General features: G+C 51.3%; 10 protein-coding genes. 5 read left to right on the top strand and 5 right to left on the bottom strand.

Annotated features, from left to right (window positions below; all coding sequences use genetic code 11):
- Positions 1-39: 39 nt before the first annotated feature.
- Positions 40-5,217: a DUF748 domain-containing protein gene (locus tag ACJJIJ_RS15470; RefSeq protein WP_444937830.1), complete on the bottom strand. Its 5,178-nt coding sequence runs from the start codon at positions 5,215-5,217 to the stop codon at positions 40-42.
- A gap of 258 nt (positions 5,218-5,475) precedes the next feature.
- Between ACJJIJ_RS15470 and ACJJIJ_RS15475 the strand changes: the two genes are divergently transcribed.
- The 3 genes from ACJJIJ_RS15475 (at position 5,476) to cobB (ending at position 10,148) form a co-directional block, all read left to right on the top strand.
- On the top strand, positions 5,476-7,761 hold the full coding sequence (locus tag ACJJIJ_RS15475; protein ID WP_444937831.1) for a slr1591 family oxidoreductase: 2,286 nt from the start codon (positions 5,476-5,478) through the stop codon (positions 7,759-7,761).
- 170 nt (positions 7,762-7,931) lie between these two features.
- Positions 7,932-9,239 (top strand): NAD(P)/FAD-dependent oxidoreductase, encoded by a 1,308-nt coding sequence (locus tag ACJJIJ_RS15480; RefSeq protein ID WP_252083440.1) that lies wholly within the window; start codon positions 7,932-7,934, stop codon positions 9,237-9,239.
- A gap of 204 nt (positions 9,240-9,443) precedes the next feature.
- Entirely contained in the window at positions 9,444-10,148 is a 705-nt protein-coding gene (gene cobB, locus ACJJIJ_RS15485) for a Sir2 family NAD+-dependent deacetylase (protein ID WP_252083441.1), read from the top strand.
- 19 nt (positions 10,149-10,167) lie between these two features.
- Here the strand turns inward: cobB and ACJJIJ_RS15490 are convergent, their stop codons facing one another.
- Together ACJJIJ_RS15490 and ACJJIJ_RS15495 are read right to left on the bottom strand one after the other, a co-directional pair.
- Positions 10,168-10,749 carry a SixA phosphatase family protein gene (locus ACJJIJ_RS15490; RefSeq protein ID WP_444937832.1) on the bottom strand — a complete coding sequence of 194 codons (582 nt, stop codon included), beginning with the start codon at positions 10,747-10,749 and terminating at the stop codon, positions 10,168-10,170.
- Between the two features lie 179 nt (positions 10,750-10,928).
- The gene (locus ACJJIJ_RS15495; protein ID WP_252083443.1) at positions 10,929-11,408 is read right to left on the bottom strand and encodes a DNA binding protein; all 480 of its coding nucleotides are present in this window, start codon (positions 11,406-11,408) and stop codon (positions 10,929-10,931) included.
- Positions 11,409-11,953: 545 nt separating this feature from the next.
- On the opposite strand from ACJJIJ_RS15495, the gene ACJJIJ_RS15500 reads away from it, so the two are divergent.
- Positions 11,954-12,400, top strand: coding sequence for a CBS domain-containing protein (locus ACJJIJ_RS15500; RefSeq protein ID WP_444889292.1), 447 nt, complete (start codon positions 11,954-11,956; stop codon positions 12,398-12,400).
- Between the two features lie 2 nt (positions 12,401-12,402).
- Here the strand turns inward: ACJJIJ_RS15500 and ACJJIJ_RS15505 are convergent, their stop codons facing one another.
- Positions 12,403-14,283 (bottom strand): SLC13 family permease, encoded by a 1,881-nt coding sequence (locus ACJJIJ_RS15505; RefSeq protein ID WP_444937833.1) that lies wholly within the window; start codon positions 14,281-14,283, stop codon positions 12,403-12,405.
- A 709-nt stretch (positions 14,284-14,992) separates the two neighbouring features.
- On the opposite strand from ACJJIJ_RS15505, the gene mnmH reads away from it, so the two are divergent.
- Complete coding sequence (gene mnmH, locus ACJJIJ_RS15510) at positions 14,993-16,078, top strand: tRNA 2-selenouridine(34) synthase MnmH (protein WP_444937834.1); 1,086 nt, start codon at positions 14,993-14,995, stop codon at positions 16,076-16,078.
- A gap of 104 nt (positions 16,079-16,182) precedes the next feature.
- Here mnmH and ACJJIJ_RS15515 read toward each other — a convergent pair whose 3' ends face one another.
- On the bottom strand, positions 16,183-17,112 hold the full coding sequence (locus ACJJIJ_RS15515) for an SDR family oxidoreductase (protein WP_444937835.1): 930 nt from the start codon (positions 17,110-17,112) through the stop codon (positions 16,183-16,185).
- Position 17,113: the final 1 nt, after the last annotated feature.

A 17,113-nucleotide genomic window follows, 5' to 3' on the forward strand; every position in this document is an offset into this window, starting at 1 on the left:
CACCAAATATCAATTTTCTTTAGAAATATATCACTGATATTAATTAGAAAATTCAACTCTTGGATCACCAAAGTCACGCCCCATATAATCCGGTGCGCAAGGAATAAGCTCAGCAGCCGGGATACCTGCATCAATCAAATAGCGCTCAACTTTTCGACTGCGCTCTAAGGCTAGCTTCTCAAATTCTTCACGCAAGAAAATCGGCGGCCTACGATAGAAATTTGATAAAAATCTGCGACTACCGCGTAGACCAATTGTTGAATTTGGGTACATTGCATTCCAATCCCTGGCATTGGCAATACCACAAACACCAGGACGGGCATCTGGATGTTTATGTAACACTGCAACCATTTGCTGAAGTTGTGCCAACGCCAATTCACTTAACTTCGCACTGCCTGGAGCAAAATCAATAGAATCAAAGGACTTCGCCATAAATCGCCCCCAGGCCAATTTAGCCAACAGATAAATACCATAGGGGGTGAAGTAACTAAATAAAGCATCCATAATGGCTTTATGTAATAACTCGCTGAAGACATACTCCATAGAAAACTTTGGATCGCGGATATTGCCGGTTACGGGCATACCAAATTTCACATTCCCCTTACCATCTTTTAACAACCAAAGGGCAAGGTTCAGAGGGATAAACCTCCTCTTAACTGGTAACTGATCATCTCTTCGTACACGCCGAACCTTTATTTTTTCCAACACCACATCGGCAAAGGCATTTAATTGATTTTCATAGACATGGATATTCACCACCGCATCCATCTGCCCCTGCAGTATCTTGAAACCAAGTAGCTTGGCCATATAAGGCGTAGCCGGTATCAGGTTTACATTAGCCAGGTAACCGGTCAGATCCGCATTCCATTTTTTTTGTCCCAAATAGTCTATTGTCCCGCCTAATTGAATATCGCCAAATCCACCGGGGCGGCCATTCGCGACAACCACAGCTGGAGGATGCTCCCCCACATTACTGATATCGCTGAGATTAAGATTGATATCGCGTACCGGCAGCCGTGCACGAAACTCATGTTTCCGATCCACCCAGGTAAAAGTACCATGGCGCAGGTGGATATCACCAATATGGTATAAGAGTGGAGGTCGGTGTTTTTTCTTCCTATGCAGATATTGATTAATCGGTATCCCTCGCAGTTCGGCAATCTCCCAGGTTACCGGAAACTGACCCTGCTCATCCCTCAACAAGATAAAACGTGGGCGCAGGAAATCGATAAAATCAATCGTCAATAACTCCATACGCTTATGGAAACTCAAGCCTTTAATATGCAACAGTCTAAAGTCCCCAATGGTACTGTGGCGTTCAAACTCGGGAACACCAGGATCCCGGTTGAAGAAATGGAAATGTACGGCCTCCCCCCAGGCGAAGTACCATTCTTCTGAATTCAGAGAAAAGTGGGAAATTTCAATACTTTCCCCCTCTACTAATAATTCGCCTCGAGGTGAAAAAAGATCAATATTCTCAACCTTAAACAGTGGAAGAGTTAGCCCGTGTACGCCATTGAAGTTACCATCCAACTCAACGGCTCCGAGTTTGAAGCAATGAATCCCTTGATCAAAATAACCGGCAGGAATACAGCTGGCGATACTCAGAAGCCGTAGTTGTTGTACTCCTAGAGATCGTCCCTCCAAACGCAATTGCTCCACTTGCAATCTCTGCGTCTTCAACAACGGGAAAGACAATGCTTGCGTAAAGCCCTTCTCATGCATTTGTATTTCCGCCACACTGATGTCCCTGAGCAGAAAAATCCTTCCGGTCGCCTCTTGTAGACTTTCCATACCTCCCAAGCGTAATTGGCTCAACTGATAACAAGGGGCAATATTTTTGTCTTTCAAAAGTCCGGCGGGTAAACAGCCACTAGCACCCTGCACCCGTACCAGTGCCTCCCCCTCAAAAGAGATATTATCCAGCTGAAATTTGGGTATTTTAATTGGCTCAGTATTTTTGCGTGGAATAGAGAGACCAGCTAAATGTAAGGAGCCCTCAAGAGTAAAAGGCCGACTTAGGGATACGCGCTGCAAACCTGGCATATACAGCTCATCGACGCCATAACAGCTCCGCGTATCTCCAGCTCTGGATCGCTCAAGCCTTTCTATCGTTACAATCTTGCCGGAGTCTGGCAGGCACACCCGGGTATTGAGAATCTTTAAGTCGGCAACAGAAAAGTCCTTCCCACCATTCCAGTTGACTCCCCGCCAACTCAACTGTTGCAGGCCTGCCTGCAGGAAATCTCTACCTTTTTGCCAAAAAGCGATTGGACCAGTGTAAACAGCGCCAGAACTAATCCGATCAATGCTACTTTCAAAGCCGATACTAATTGGGTTACCCGTAAATTTTATCTGTGGTGTTTCAATACAGTCAGCCAGGTTTGCCCTATCGATTTCACTAGGGAACAGGCGCTGTAAACCACAAACTAAGATATTGTCGATCGTTAAATCGTAGAGATCGATGGAGCCGGGGGAAAAATAAATCCGAGGAATGTCAAGTTTTGCAAACTGCCAAATGGGCTCGGCAGAGGCAGCACGGGTAAATTCCGTCATTCCCAGTGACACCCCACTGCTATTGATAGAGTGCAAGTCCCGACTGTATATACAATGGGGGAGTTTTCCCATTATGCCCTGTCGCTGTGGTAGACAAGCCAAAAGGGACACTGCAGACAGCTTGTCAAACTTTATTTCTGAAGTGGCAGCACCATTGCGGGACCAGAGAAATTCTAATTCTGGCAGAGAAAGCTGTTGAATATCCAGTGCAGCTATTCCGTCCATCTCCAGCAGTTGAATCTGAGCAATGCTGGAGTCATTCAAATTGGCCGATGCTTGCTGTCGACCAAACTCCAAGTGGAAGGCTTCGCCTAAATGCAATTTCTGAAGGTCTATACAGCGAATGTGAATATCAGAAAGTACCGCGATATCCGGTAGGCAAATATCCAGTATTTCCAGTGCACTTTCAGGCAATGCGATATAAGTGCTGAGCGCCGCAGACGGTAAATAACGGATTCTAACTAATGGGAAATTCAGGTCTTCAATATTTAGCAGGGAGCGATTTTGTGTCGTGTGTGCCAGAGCACGCTCGATAGAAAATTCTGCAGTGGCAATATCAAAGCCTCCGCGCCAAGCAATGCGAAGAGGCTGTTGCTGGCGCAAGTCACGAAAGTCAAAGCAAGTGGGCATTTTCTCAAGCGGCAGGGAGTCCCGGTAAATTAACCGTGCCCAAGAATCTGGTAAGCAACCATCTAAGCGCTGCAAACTGGCATTTTCCAATTTGAAGTTTGGCGCATTGACACTGGCCATTTGGTTACTGGCTTGAGGCCCCTGCTCCTCTAGATTGCCCTTCTCCGTACCATAATCCGCGTCTATCGGGCCGATACTTGATGCCATGGCGCTGGCAGCCCAGGGGTCTTCAACGGCTTCGCGGCGAAAATATCCGCTGCCATTGGCCATTTTCTGTACTAAAAGCCCTTTATTACCGCTGGGGCTATCCCCCAACATAAGTCGTTGCACCCCCAATTTGCCAAAAATGGCATACCCATCCTCACCCGTTTGCAGGGCAAAGTTACCCTGTCCCTTAAGACTGTTGAGTTGGGCGCACAAGGGCCCCAAGCCCTCAGGCAGCAAGCCACGCGATAAGCAGCCAGACAAGGATTCCAGGGAAAAATCCTGAATTGAGTAAGGTGTATCTAATGCTAAAGTGTCGATACCCTCCCACTTTAATTGACGCAGTCGCAGCCTCTCTTCTGCCAATCCCTCTAGCTGCATCTGTCCCAGATACATTGGCCCACTAGCAGCTCCCCATGGAATCGACTTTGACTGCGAACCAAAACGCAGCGCCACTTTTTCCTCTCCACGCAAGCCCACCAAGCGCACGCAGTGATCGGGTTTACCCCACAATTCACCGGGCACACAGCCGCTGGCACTATCCACCGATAAACTGCCCACTGAGAGAATTCGGCTGGCCTTATCAAACTCCAGTGGACCCAGCCGAGCTTGCGATGCTGTCAGAGGCTGCCTGTGAGGCTGGGCGACATCCACATAGCGCACCTGTTGGGCGCGACTGGGACCGGTAACTATTTTGAGCGGTTGATTCCAGTCAAACTTGGTAGGACCGGGGAGATTCAGGGTGGTGGCTCGCACACAAAAGTGGTGTTTGGCATCGCGCAAGTGCTGTGGACACCAATCGAAGGCGGTAGCGCCCGCACGACGCCAGCGCAACCGTTTAATCGGGCGAACATAATCAAAATCGCGGATAGTAATGGTTTCTGCGCGCCAGTCCTGCCAACGCTGATCGCTGCGCCGCAATAAAACACCTTCGCCACTGGCACGACGCCACTGCGCCATAGCGACACGACCAAAATCAAACTTTAAATCCCCTGCAGCTTTCAAACGGCGCGCTGCGGCGCAGTGACCGATCAGGCGCTGTAATCCGTGAATCGCATCGGCCCACTGTTGTGGCGGGCAACTGGAAAAAAATTCGGCGTGGAAGGCATCCGCTTCGGTGCGCAAACTAGGCCAACGAAAATCCCCTGACTTCATCTGCAGATGCGCCAAAGTCGTGTTATATCGCGCAGACTTTCTCTCTCTGGCTAATAATTCGTGTAATTCAATCCCAGCAGCGGCAATATCAACTTTTAGGGGAACGTTTCCTTTGCGCCACAGCCCCAGGGTGAAATCCCGCGCTCTTATATCGCCAATGTAAACGCAGGAGGCTGTAGACCAGATGGGCTTGTGTAAATAGCAGAGTTCGCTATTACGAATTCGTGCTCGCTCGATTGCCAGCTTAAAATCCCTATCCTTGCGCTCAACCTGTGCCAAATCCCAGCCGCCCACCTCCCATTCTCTGCGCCATTCTCCCGGCACAGATTGCAGATCCATATAGGCGCCACTAATAGAGACTCGAGGCAGATTGGCGCGACCACGCAGCAACTGCCACCAACTGTAATCCAGCAGAATTTCCTGGGCGGAAAACCCTCTCCCTTCGCGGTTGATTGCACGCGCATCCACAAGCAACAAGCTTAAATCCAGCAGAGACACTCGAAAGTGTTGCGCCTGAAAATCCAGTCCGCGTTCGGCCATCCATGTACTGGCCTTATCGCGTACCAAACCGGAAAGCACGAATGAAAAGCCTTCCAGCAATAATAATCCGCCAATCAACCACCACAGCAGGTGATGAAAGCGGGCATTATGACGGGCAGGCTCTGTTGGCATTGGAAAAATCGCGCCGCGAAATGAGTTGAACGCAAGCTGCAACGACAGCCAAGCCCATAAAGTAAAGACCAGCCCCACAGTTTTTTTTACCCTGGCGTCGCGATTCGCGATAATGAAGGCTGACGTCGTGTGATCAGTCTCGCCCCAACTCACGCTGTCTAAAATTTATCCAGAAGTGAATTTGCACGGCGGGAGAATTTGGCTGGCGGGCAATGGCTTTACCCCAGCAACTGTTGCAGAAATCAGTAGTGAGCAAAAATGCAGGAGCATCCTAACTACCAGGATATCGTTCTGGTCGGCGGTGGCCACACCCATGCCATTGTGTTGCAAATGTGGGCAATGAACCCGCTGCCGGGTGCGCGCCTGACATTGGTTTCTCCACAAATCCAAACCGCCTATTCCGGCATGTTGCCGGGGATGGTAGCGGGCCACTATTCACTGGATGACACCCATATCGATCTGGCGCGCCTGTGTCGCGCTGCAGGCGCTCGTTTTATTCAGGCCTGTGCCCACCATATCGACGTAAAGGCGCACACGGTATCCCTGCTCGGGCGTCCACCATTAGAGTACGACCTCTTGTCCCTGGATGTCGGTGCCACCCCGGTGCGTGAGCTGCCCGGCTCAGAATTGGCAATCCCCATCAAGCCTATCGGACATTTTTACAACTTCTGGCAAAAACTGCAGAGACATGTACAGAAAAATCGCACATCTCTGCGTCTGGGTATTGTCGGCGGCGGTGCCGGTGGTTGCGAACTGGCCATGGCAATGGCTCATAGCCTGGAGGAGCAGATCTATTCCGGGCGCGTACAAATACACCTGATACACGGAGCTGATGAAATCCCCCAAGGCTATCCTTTCCTCGCGCGAAAACTAGTGGCCCGTGAGCTCGATAGCCTCGGCGTAGAGATACATCACAACTGGCCGGTATCAGAAATTACTGAGCAGGGCGTACGCAGCAACAATGGCGAGTTACTCAACCTGGATCAGGTGCTGCTCTCAACCAACGCCTGTGCTCCCCCCTGGCTGGCGGATTCCCAGCTAGCTCTGGACGATAAAGGCTTCGTAGTAGTAGACCGTAAACTGCGTGCCCAGGGACATCAGGAAATCTTTGCCGCCGGTGACGTGGCCAGTTTTTCCGCCGGGCCACTGCCCAAGGCTGGTGTCTACGCAGTGCGGCAAGGGCCGGTGCTGTTTCACAATCTGCGCGCCACTCTCACCGGACAGCTATTGAAAAATTACCGACCGCAAAAGCGCTTTCTGAGCCTGTTGGCCTGTGGCGGCAAGCGCGCGGTTGCGGTGCGCAATGGACTTGCCGCAGTGGGAGCCCCCCTGTGGCGCTGGAAAGACCATATTGATCGCAACTTTATGCAGCGCTTTAGCGATCTGTCCATCAGCATGGAAGAGATGCCGAGCGCCCAACCTCGCGAGATACTCAACCAGCGCCAGGGCATCTCTCTGGCGAGCATGCGCTGCAATGGCTGCGGTGCCAAGGTAGGCCCTGAAGTACTACGCGGCGCCCTGGCCAAGCTTCCCATACAGCAATCTGAGTACCTACTGCGCGGACTTGGAGATGATGCCGCCGTGATGGACCTGCCCGCCTCGCAATTATTGGTGCAGAGTTCCGACCAACTGCGCGCCCCGGTTGCAGACCCCTGGCTGTTCGGGCGACTTGCCGCTTTGCACGCACTCTCTGACCTGTTCGCTATGCATGCCCGCCCGGTGAGTGCACAGGTATTGGCCACCCTGCCCACCGCGGCAGAAGAAATCACCCAACGGGACTTACAACAGCTGCTCGCCGGTACGATTTACGAACTCAACCGCCACCATTGCGTACTCTCCGGTGGCCACACTGCCGAAGGAGCGGAGATGCAGTTGGGCCTCACTGTGAACGGCCTGGCTGAGCGCGAGCAACTGCTGGAAAAATGTGGGGCTCACACAGGAGACTGTCTGATATTGAGTAAACCCTTGGGCATCGGCACCATTCTCGCCGCCGAGGGGATGGGGGAAGCCAAAGGTCGCTGGCTGCAAAAGACATTGGAGACCATGCTGCACAGCAATGCCGCCGCTTCCGGGGTTTTCGCCCAGCACGGCGCCCACGCTCTCACTGATGTCACGGGCTTTGGTTTACTCGGCCACTTATTGGAAATGCTGAAACCCGATGGGCTCAGTGCCACTCTAATCGCCGAGCCGCTGCCACTGATTCCCGGCGCCCGTCAGTGCATTGAGCGCGGCTGGTTATCCAGCCTACAACCGCAGAACGCCAGTGCCTATTCCTTTGTGGAAAACCCCCGGGAGTGGCAATCCCTACCACACTGGGCGCTACTCACTGATCCACAGACCTGTGGTGGCCTGCTCGCCGCTGTTCCTGCCAGTAAGGCTGAAGCCTGCGTTCGCGCCCTACTACAGAGTGGCTGCAGCCAGGCCGCCATCATCGGAGTGATCAACACTAGGGGCAACCCCCAGCCAAAGATACGCCTGCGTCGGGATGGCCACTGGCGGCAGTTAATCACTCACAATAGCGAGGCGGAACACAGCCAAGTGTAATCATTCCGCTTTTATTTCTATTTATCATCACTTGTTCGGGCCTGTTGATATCACTGCCAATGCGGAGGATACTGGCAGCAAAACAAGCGCCGCTAACCATGTATTGCGGCGATAGGTCTTCACAGATTGGGGAGTCGGCTTATTAGTAATCGACAGGAAGACCACCCACCATGAAAAAAATTGTGATCATCGGCGGCGGCGCTAGTGGGCTACATCTAGCCACGCGGCTCGGGCACTATTTCAGTTTTACCCCGTTCATGGGAAAAAGACGCAACTCTCCCACAGCACAAATTACTCTGGTCGATAAGAATCGTACCCATATCTGGAAGCCCCTCCTCCATCAAGTTGCCGCTGGCGCATTAGACGCCAATATGGACGCCCTTAACTATCAAGTACACGCCCGCGCTAACGGCTATGAATTCCAGCTCGGCGCGCTACAGTCTCTCGACAGAAAGCGTCGAGTTGTCACTTTGGGGGCGGTGTTGGATGACGAGGGCCATGAGTTGGTGGCTTCTCGCGAACTGGAATACGATTATTTAGTTCTCTGTATCGGCAGCAAGAGCAACGATTTCCACACTCACGGCGTACGTGATCATTGCGTCTTTCTCGACAGCAGTGAGCAGGCACAGAAATTCCACCAGCAGCTTCTCAATCATTTTTTGCGCCTGGAAACCCACACTAAGAACAGCTTGCAGATTGCTATAGTTGGTGGCGGCGCTACCGGAGTGGAGTTGTCGGCAGAGCTGGTGGATGCAAGCAAGCAGATGGGCAACTATGGGCGAATCAGCTCGGACGCTATTGATATCACCGTAGTAGAAGCCGGACCGCACCTGCTGCCGGCCCTGCCGGCGCGCTTGGGCAATAACGCCGAGCGCGAACTGAGTAAAATGGGAGTGCGCGTACTCACCGGTTGCAGTATCGCGAGTGCCAATCCCACGGGTCTCACCACCGGTGACGGCATGGAAATTCCCGCAGCGATTCGCGTCTGGGCCGCTGGGGTCAAGGCTCCCGATTTTCTCAACCGTCTCGATGGGCTCGCCACTAATCGCCTCAATCAAATAGAGGTGAAAACCACACTGCAAACTCAAACTGATCCAAGTATTTTTGCCATGGGAGATTGTGCCAGTTGCGTCGATGGTGACGATCAGCGGGTACCGCCGCGCGCTCAAGCAGCACAACAGATGGCCAAACTCACCGCCTCCAATTTGATCGCTTTGATTGAGAACAAACCCCTGGAACATTTTTACTATCGGGATCGAGGCTCCCTGGTTTCACTGAGTAAATACACTGCGGTAGGAAATTTGATGGGCACCCTGGTAAAAGGCAGTCTCACCATAGAAGGGCGTATTGCAGGTTTTGCCTACCGCTCACTCTATCGCATGCACCTGGCGGCAATCCACGGCTGGCCAAAGGCGATGTTGCTTTATCTCATTGGACAGGCCAACCGCGCGGTGAGCCCTCGTCTTAAATTACACTGAGGAAACCAAAAAAGTTATCTCAATAAATTAAGCGGTCAATCTTGGCCGCTTTAACTTGGCCATCTGATTTATGCCTATCAACCGTAATATTTTTCTTGCTCTACATAACTAAAGCTTTCAGGCTTTCGATAGAATATTGATCTCCGTAAACTGTCGAATATATTTCTATGCCCTAATCACAGCAGCTTGGCGAAATTATTTCCTATGCAATATCAACGTATCGTGGTGCTGACCGGCGCCGGTATCTCCGCAGAATCTGGTATCCGTACTTTTCGCGGGGCCGACGGCCTATGGGAAAACCAACGTATCGAAGATGTCGCTACCCCCGAAGCTTTTGAGCGCAATCCCCAGCTGGTACAGCGTTTTTACAACGAACGTCGTCAACATCTAATATCTGGAGATGTAGTACCCAACGCAGCTCATCAGGCTTTGGCCGCACTGGAAAAAGAATTCACAGGGGAGTTTTTGTTGGTTACCCAAAATATCGATGACCTCCATGAGCGCGCCGGCAGTCATCATCTGATCCATATGCATGGCGAACTGCTCAAAGCGCGCTGCAGCAGCAGCGGCCAGCTGTTTTCCCTGCGGGAGGATCTGTTGGTTAGCGATCACTGCAACTGTTGTGGACTATCAGGTACCTTGCGCCCCCATGTGGTGTGGTTTGGGGAAATGCCGCTGCAAATGGAGACGATTTACGAAGCCCTGAGCCAGTGCGACCTGTTTATCAGTATTGGCACCTCCGGCAATGTCTATCCGGCTGCCGGATTTGTAGAATGTGCCAACCTGGCGGGAGCACACAGTGTGGAATTAAATTTAGAACCCAGCAGTGTGGGTGATGCTTTCACCGAGCACCGCTACGGACCGGCCTCGGCGATTGTTGGAGATTTTGTGCGCGAGCTGCTCGACTAGCGTATACACAACTAAGCGGCTACTGCGTTTGCGAAAGTTCAGCTACGTGATGTTGTCTGCTGTCCTTACCGTAGCGTTGTAACAGAGTGGTTACCTGGCCTCGATCACGAATAACAATATAGAGGCGATCGTATTCATTGGATTCTCTAATTGGAGCACCTTGTTCCCCTCCGAGAAGGGCCACCATTTCCGGCGTAGTATTACTATGCCCAACGACCAAGATTCGATCGCCGGCCTGGTCCAAATCCACGGCAAACTCTTTTAATTTACGGTAATCATAGCTTTGTACCGGCAAACCTCGCTGTTCAGCCAATGGGCGGGCAGTTTCCCTGGTGCGAGTAAAATCGGTGCTGTATACCGCATCAATTTCCACACCTTTGAGTATCCGCGCCAACTGCTCGGCACGGGCCTTGCCAGCTTTTGCTAGTTGTGGATCTTTGCCAGCATTAGGCCCCAGCTCTTTTTCCCCATGGCGCACCAAATAAATAACCTGGCTATTGGTCTGGCTATTGGTATTTGATGTCGCGCTTTCCGCCCAAGTGTTGACCCAAGGCGAACTTATAAAGCCAATGATTAGCAGACTGGTAATTCGGGTAAACACAAGAAGATGCTCTCAATCCAATAATGATTGGAGGTTATGCAAAGGATATAGGGGCAGTAAACCCATATTCGATGAAATACAGGAGAATGCGTTTAAATTTTTAAGAAATGTAAAGAATACCCTGGTGGAGATTATCCAGCACCGGTATTACCGATGCTGGATAGGAAACCTGAGCAGAATTAGATCTTCCACTCTTTAACGGTTTCCAGACCGTATTCATCGATCCACTGGCTCAGCGCTTTAGGGTTGCGCTTTTTCTTCTCTACAGTGGCACCGGTATACGGATTGCGGTAGTGACCGGTTTCCAGCTTGGGCTCTGCAGACTTGCTCGCAGTAGCTGCAGCACGGCGGCCGCGACGGGGGCTATCACCCTCTTTTTTCAGGTGACGGGCAACGCGAGACTTAAGAGTCTGTACGTAGTCAGGAGCGTCTTCATCATTCAGCTGGTCTACCAGCCACTCAACGACCTGGCGGCCACGTGCAACGAAGAATTCCTCTTCTTCCATCTGATATTCGGCAGCCAGATTAACCAGTGCCTTATCAAACGCGATAACGCCATCTTTTTTGCGTTCTGCCTGAGCCATTTGCTCCTGCAGTTCTTCGATTCTTGCCTGATGCTCGGCAATTTGCTGTTCGAGTTGTTCGTATTCCTGGAACATTCAATAAACCTCAACGACGGTTATTAAAAATACAGAGAAAACACTGTGGCGGAGGCCGACACAGAGTCGAGTCCGGTTATTCGAAATATCAAAATTGTTAACAGCACCACTAGCCGATTACTGGCGGTTAAGTGATGTTATATTCGGCATATTACGAATTAGCCGAATGAAAAACGAGATACCCTTGCACCGGTCGACTCCAGCGCTAGATATATTCGGCAAATGCATTATTAAAAGCTAGCCGACTTCAGCCTTTTCCGGTATTGAACCCGAAACACTGATTATATTTCTCGGCTGAGGTCGCGAATAATAATCTTTCGCCAACAAATATCAACCGTTTACGCTCTATCATTTGAATATAATAGGAATCTTCACGGTTATTGCTAACAAAATGTAACAAAGGCGTGGATATTCGCCTGAACAAAAGGATATTCAAACATCCCTATTTTGGCTATATTGTAACCGCAGTCGCCAATTGCAAATTATTGCGCTGACTTTTGTTATAGCGCTCATTGCCAAAAACCATTGGATACCTGACGCTCGCTATGTCCAATACCCATAATATTCATCACATGCCCACTTTAGCGGCTCTGATGACGCCGTTTCCCTATCACATCGATATTGATGCCACCGTTGAGGATGCCCTTTCGCTAATGGAAGAGCACAAGGTGCGCCATCTGCCAGTAACCCGTGCCGGGGATCTGGAAACGGTCATCTCCAAGGGAGATATCGAAAGGGCCAACGCCCCTGGACACCGACTGGAAGAGCAACAACTCTATGTCCACGACCTGTGCGCACGCCGGCCCTTTATTGCCGATATCCATGATCCGTTGGATAAAATCCTAATGGCTATGGCCGATACGGGTATCGGCTCGGTGCTGGTCATGCGCGAAGGAGAACTGGTGGGTATCGTCACAGTGACCGATATACTGCGCTTTTGTAGCAACTATCTTGCGGAATTAGCGCAGCCTGTGGACGACTCCATCGCCTGAGCTTAGAGCGGCCATACCCACAGCAACATGGGGATACTCACAAGCACCACTAGTATCTCCAGGGGTAGCCCCATGCGCCAATAATCACCAAAATCGAACCCCCCCGGCCCCAGAATCAAGGTATTGTTCTGGTGGCCCACCGGGGTTAGAAAAGCGCAGGATGAGCCGATGGCCACAGCCATTAGAAAGCTGTCCGGATTCACCGCCAGTTGTTCAGCGGTACTAATGGCAATTGAACACATCACCGCCGCAGTGGCCACATTGTTCATAAAGTCCGACAGTGTCATGGTAACGATCAATATCAACACCAGAGCCAATACCGAACTACCCTGAGCCAAACTATCCAGCAACACCTGTGCCACCAAGTCCGCCGCCCCTGTACTTTCCATCACCTCGGCCACTGCGATCAATGTGCCCAACAAAACAATCACAGAGCCATCCAAGGCCTCGTAAATGTTTCGCAGCGGCACAACCTTGAGTGCCATAAAAGCCAGCACGCAGGTAGCAAATGAGACCGCTGCGGGGACCAGGCCAAAGGCTGCACCCGCAACTCCCAATGCCATAGCAAGCAGGGCAATGACAGCCTTCTCCTTGTTCGGCATGCCGATATCCCGCTGAGCCAGGGGCACGCAGCCCTGTTCCCGGGCAAACCTATTGAGATGGTTATCGGGACCCATCATCAGCAGGGCATCGCCCGCCTGCAACGGCGTAGAACGCAGGCGCTTCACCGATCGGCGTCCGCGCCGGGAGAGGGCCAGCAGATTAATCTGGTAGTTGGTCGAAAGGTGTAAAAACTGAGTTGAGCGCCCCACCAAAATAGAATTGGGCATTACAACCAGTTCGCGCAACTGCATTTCCTCACCGGCGGGGACGCTCTTATCCTTACTCTTATCCCGAGAATCCTCGTCCTGCAGCGGCTTTGCCCCTCCCAGCTGTACAACCACTTTCTTGTCTTTTTCTGTCTCAGCCCCACCAACCATGGTGAGTCCAAGCCTGGTAAGACTCGCTGCTAAGGATGCGGGCTCTGCCTCGATTACCAGAATGTCCCCGCTTTGCACCCGCTGCCAGGGCGCTACTGCCGCTACCCGAGCATCGCTTTGTACCAACCCGACTACCTGTGCATCCTCAGCCCCCAATACTTTGCCAATTTCACCCAGGCTCTTACCCACTGCCGCGCTCTTTTCCCCAACCAGTGCCTCGGTGAGGTAGGTCCCAGTATCGAAACTGGATGCACCCGCTTGGCCGCGACCTGGCACCAGGCGCCAGCCAAGCAGACCGATAAAGAGCAGGCCAACCAGGGTCACTGCCAAGCCCACCGGGGTGAAATCGAACATGCCGTAACTGCCGGCCCCGGCGCTGTCGCGGAAACCGGAGACCACCAAGTTTGGCGGCGTACCAATCAGGGTAGTCATGCCACCGAGTATCGTGGCGAAAGACAAGGGCATTAGCACCTTACCCGGGGCCAGGCCCTGTTTTTCCGCCATATCCGCCGCTACCGGCATCAACAGCGCCAAAGCCCCCACATTGTTCATAAACCCTGATAAAAGAGCACCGAGCCCAGTCAGAAGTAACATTGATACTGTGATATTGCCGCTTCGAGGCACTACCCGCTGGGCCAGGGCTCCCATAGCTCCGGTATTCTGCAGGCCACGACTGAGGATCAGCACGCAGGCCACAGTGACCACTGCCGGATGACCAAATCCAGTAAATGCTTTTTCAGGGGGAATTAATCCAAAAAACACACAAGCGAGCAGGGAAGAGAGCGCCACCATATCGTGGCGCCAAGGCCCCCAGATAAACAGCGCTATCGTAATCGCGATAATGATTAGAATAAGCAACTGATCTAGGGTCATAAATACGTATTTCCTGAATGAAGCACTCATGAAGAATTCCACGGGGCAACTCATTCAGGGTATACAAGGATAAGGTATTGACGGGAATAAAGGCGCCGGAAGACCACTCTTCACTGATCGTTTAGAGGCATAATTTGCGCCAACCAAGTTCAATGGCTCGGTTTCAATGGAAGTCGAGAGCAATCTTCCAATAGTTTTATGGACCAATAGGAAATCTATATTTCTTATTACGATTAAGGGAAATTTTAATTGGACTTATGCTAATAGGGCAAAGTGTAAAATTAGATAAAAATATTGGAATATCTGGAGATATTTTCTGCCCAGGTATTTTAGTGGCGTCAAATTTCACCAAAAATTATGACATCCAAACCATAACCGATACCAAATTATTAATAACTGCTCCCTATTGAAATTCTCACCCTATTACTAACCATATCTTTTCTTCTTATTTATTAATTGAGCATAAAGCGCCCTGCCCTAAATTAACCCAAAGCGTTACATACACCTTCAGCTAATTAGCCACAAGTATTCGCGACTAATGCTCTACTAGCTCCTCAATTATTGGTGGTGACATACCCTGGAGCCATTTTATTCGGTTAACCGCTAAAGTGGATTGGCGTACAAACAAGCAAAAGCCTTACAATCGACCAAAGTTTCTTTGATTAACTCTATAAGAGCCTCAGAGTGGTCAGCCCTCATTAATGAGTGAAGCTCTCCACAGCAATATTGGAGACCCTCCTTGCGCAAAAATACTACGAATTACCGTGATCTATTCCTACACGATATTCCGCTGATGGATGTACGAGCACCGGTTGAGTTTCAGCGCGGAGCATTTCCCCATGCAGAAAACTACCCACTATTAGACGACCGTCAGCGGGAGTTAATTGGTACCGAGTACAAACAGCAGGGGCAACAGGCCGCTATTGATTTGGGATGGCAACTAGCCACGGATAAAGTCGTAGAGCATAGGCTCAACGTTTGGAGTACATTTATTCATCGCCACCCCCAGGGTTACCTTTACTGTTTTCGTGGCGGCCTGCGCTCGCGCACTACACAGCAATTATTGCGAGATGTGGGAATTGATTATCCACTGATTGATGGTGGCTACAAGGCTATGCGCACCTATCTGCTCAGCCAGCTAGAAGGCCTGAGCCAAGAGCTGCCGCTGATCGTTATTGCCGGTCACACCGGCAGTGGTAAGACAGAGTTAATCCAGGGTGCAGAACGCGCACTCGATCTGGAGGGGATTGCCAAGCACCGCGGCTCCAGCTTTGGCCGTACGGGTTGTGATCAGCCTTCTCAAATCGATTTTGAAAACCATGTGGGTATCGATTTACTCAAGCTGTCGCAAGCTACCGGACCAGTTTTTATCGAGGATGAAAGCCGGCTTATTGGCCGCTGTGCCCTGCCCCCAGTATTACAAAATGCCATGAAAAGCGCTCCCAGAGTCCTGGTGGAGGAACCGCTGGAGCAACGAGCCCGACGTATTGTGCAAGATTATGTGTGTGAGGCCCTGCCGCGCTTTAAAACTACTGGCAACTCCGCAGCGACATTGGGAGAAGAACTGCGCAACAACCTGAGTAAAATCCGCAAGCGCCTCGGTGGATTACGCCATCAAACATTGGATGCACAACTTATGGATGCAAATCGAGAATTACAACAGAGTGGAAACAGTGAGGCCTATATTCCACTGGTGATGTGTTTATTGCGAGAATATTACGATGGTGGTTACAACCACCTGATGGAAAAGCGTGACAGCCCTATCCTATTTCGCGGTAGTTTTTCAGAAGTGAAGGACTGGCTGAATCACAGGCGCGACTGTTAGTTAATGGCTAAAAATTTTATGTGGATAATTTTAGTAATGCATCGAGCAGAAAAGTAATTAATCACTCAAATGAAAAACACCGGGGAGGCAGTCCTAAGCCTCACTTATACCTTGTGTGCCAAACGGTTTAACTTGAAACGGCGCAATAAAATCCAGTCCCGCAATTTATGCGGTAACCAGCGCGCAAGCCAGGGCAACAGGCGGCTGCGATTGCCGATACGCACCAGTGTGCGCGGCCGTTTACGTAGTAGTTCACGTACTAACTTACGTGCCAGGGAACTGGCCAGGGTGGCATTTTGTTGAGATTCCTGTGCGCGGGCGCGCACCACTTCCTCCTGGCGCTTATACATTGAATCTGGGGGCAAGAGACCGCGCAGTGATACTTCCGCGTGGCGGCCGAACTCCGAGGCAATAGCCCCGGGTTGCACTGTCATTACGCGAATGCCAAAAGGTTTCAGTTCCAGGCGCAAGACTTCCGAGAGTGTGTGCAGGGCCGCTTTGGAAGCGCAGTAGGCCCCAGAGAAAGGGGTAGCCAAAACACCGGATACGGAACCGATATTACAAATTACAGCGCCCTTGCCCGAGCGCATCAACGGCACACTGGCGCGCGCCAATGCCAGCGGTGCAAATACATTGGTGCGAAATTGGTTTTCCAAGGAACGGGTATCCAGCTCCATCAGTGGGCCCATCTGCCCGTAACCGGCGTTGTTGATCAATATATCCAGGCGACCGTAGGCGGCCTTGAGAGCGTGTAGCACCCGGTTAATATCTGCCTGGCTATTAACATCCAAAGCTTCGGTAGCGATGCCCAGGTCCGCCAGTTCCTGCAGGCTTTCCGGGCGTCGAGCGGTAGCGATAACAATAGTACCGCGGCGATGCAAGGCCAGGGCCAGCTCGCGACCAATACCACTGGAACATCCCGTAATCAGAGCGACTCTGTCTGGCGCCACATAGCCACGGCCAATTTGGGCAAGGCTCTCTGCGGCAAAGCTATCAGGAGATTTTCGAAAACTGGAAACTGGTGGTTTGTTCACG

This window comes from Microbulbifer mixtoriginis (SeqCode), assembly GCF_052467945.1.

Excerpts from the sequence above, each read along its gene's own strand:
- ACJJIJ_RS15470 (WP_444937830.1), bottom strand. The coding sequence starts at position 5,217 with ATGCCAACAGAGCCTGCCCGTCATAATGCCCGCTTTCATCACCTGCTG.
- ACJJIJ_RS15475 (WP_444937831.1), top strand. The coding sequence starts at position 5,476 with ATGCAGGAGCATCCTAACTACCAGGATATCGTTCTGGTCGGCGGTGGC.
- ACJJIJ_RS15480 (WP_252083440.1), top strand. The coding sequence starts at position 7,932 with ATGAAAAAAATTGTGATCATCGGCGGCGGCGCTAGTGGGCTACATCTA.
- cobB (WP_252083441.1), top strand. The coding sequence starts at position 9,444 with ATGCAATATCAACGTATCGTGGTGCTGACCGGCGCCGGTATCTCCGCA.
- ACJJIJ_RS15495 (WP_252083443.1), bottom strand. The coding sequence starts at position 11,408 with ATGTTCCAGGAATACGAACAACTCGAACAGCAAATTGCCGAGCATCAG.
- ACJJIJ_RS15500 (WP_444889292.1), top strand. The coding sequence starts at position 11,954 with ATGTCCAATACCCATAATATTCATCACATGCCCACTTTAGCGGCTCTG.
- ACJJIJ_RS15505 (WP_444937833.1), bottom strand. The coding sequence starts at position 14,283 with ATGAGTGCTTCATTCAGGAAATACGTATTTATGACCCTAGATCAGTTG.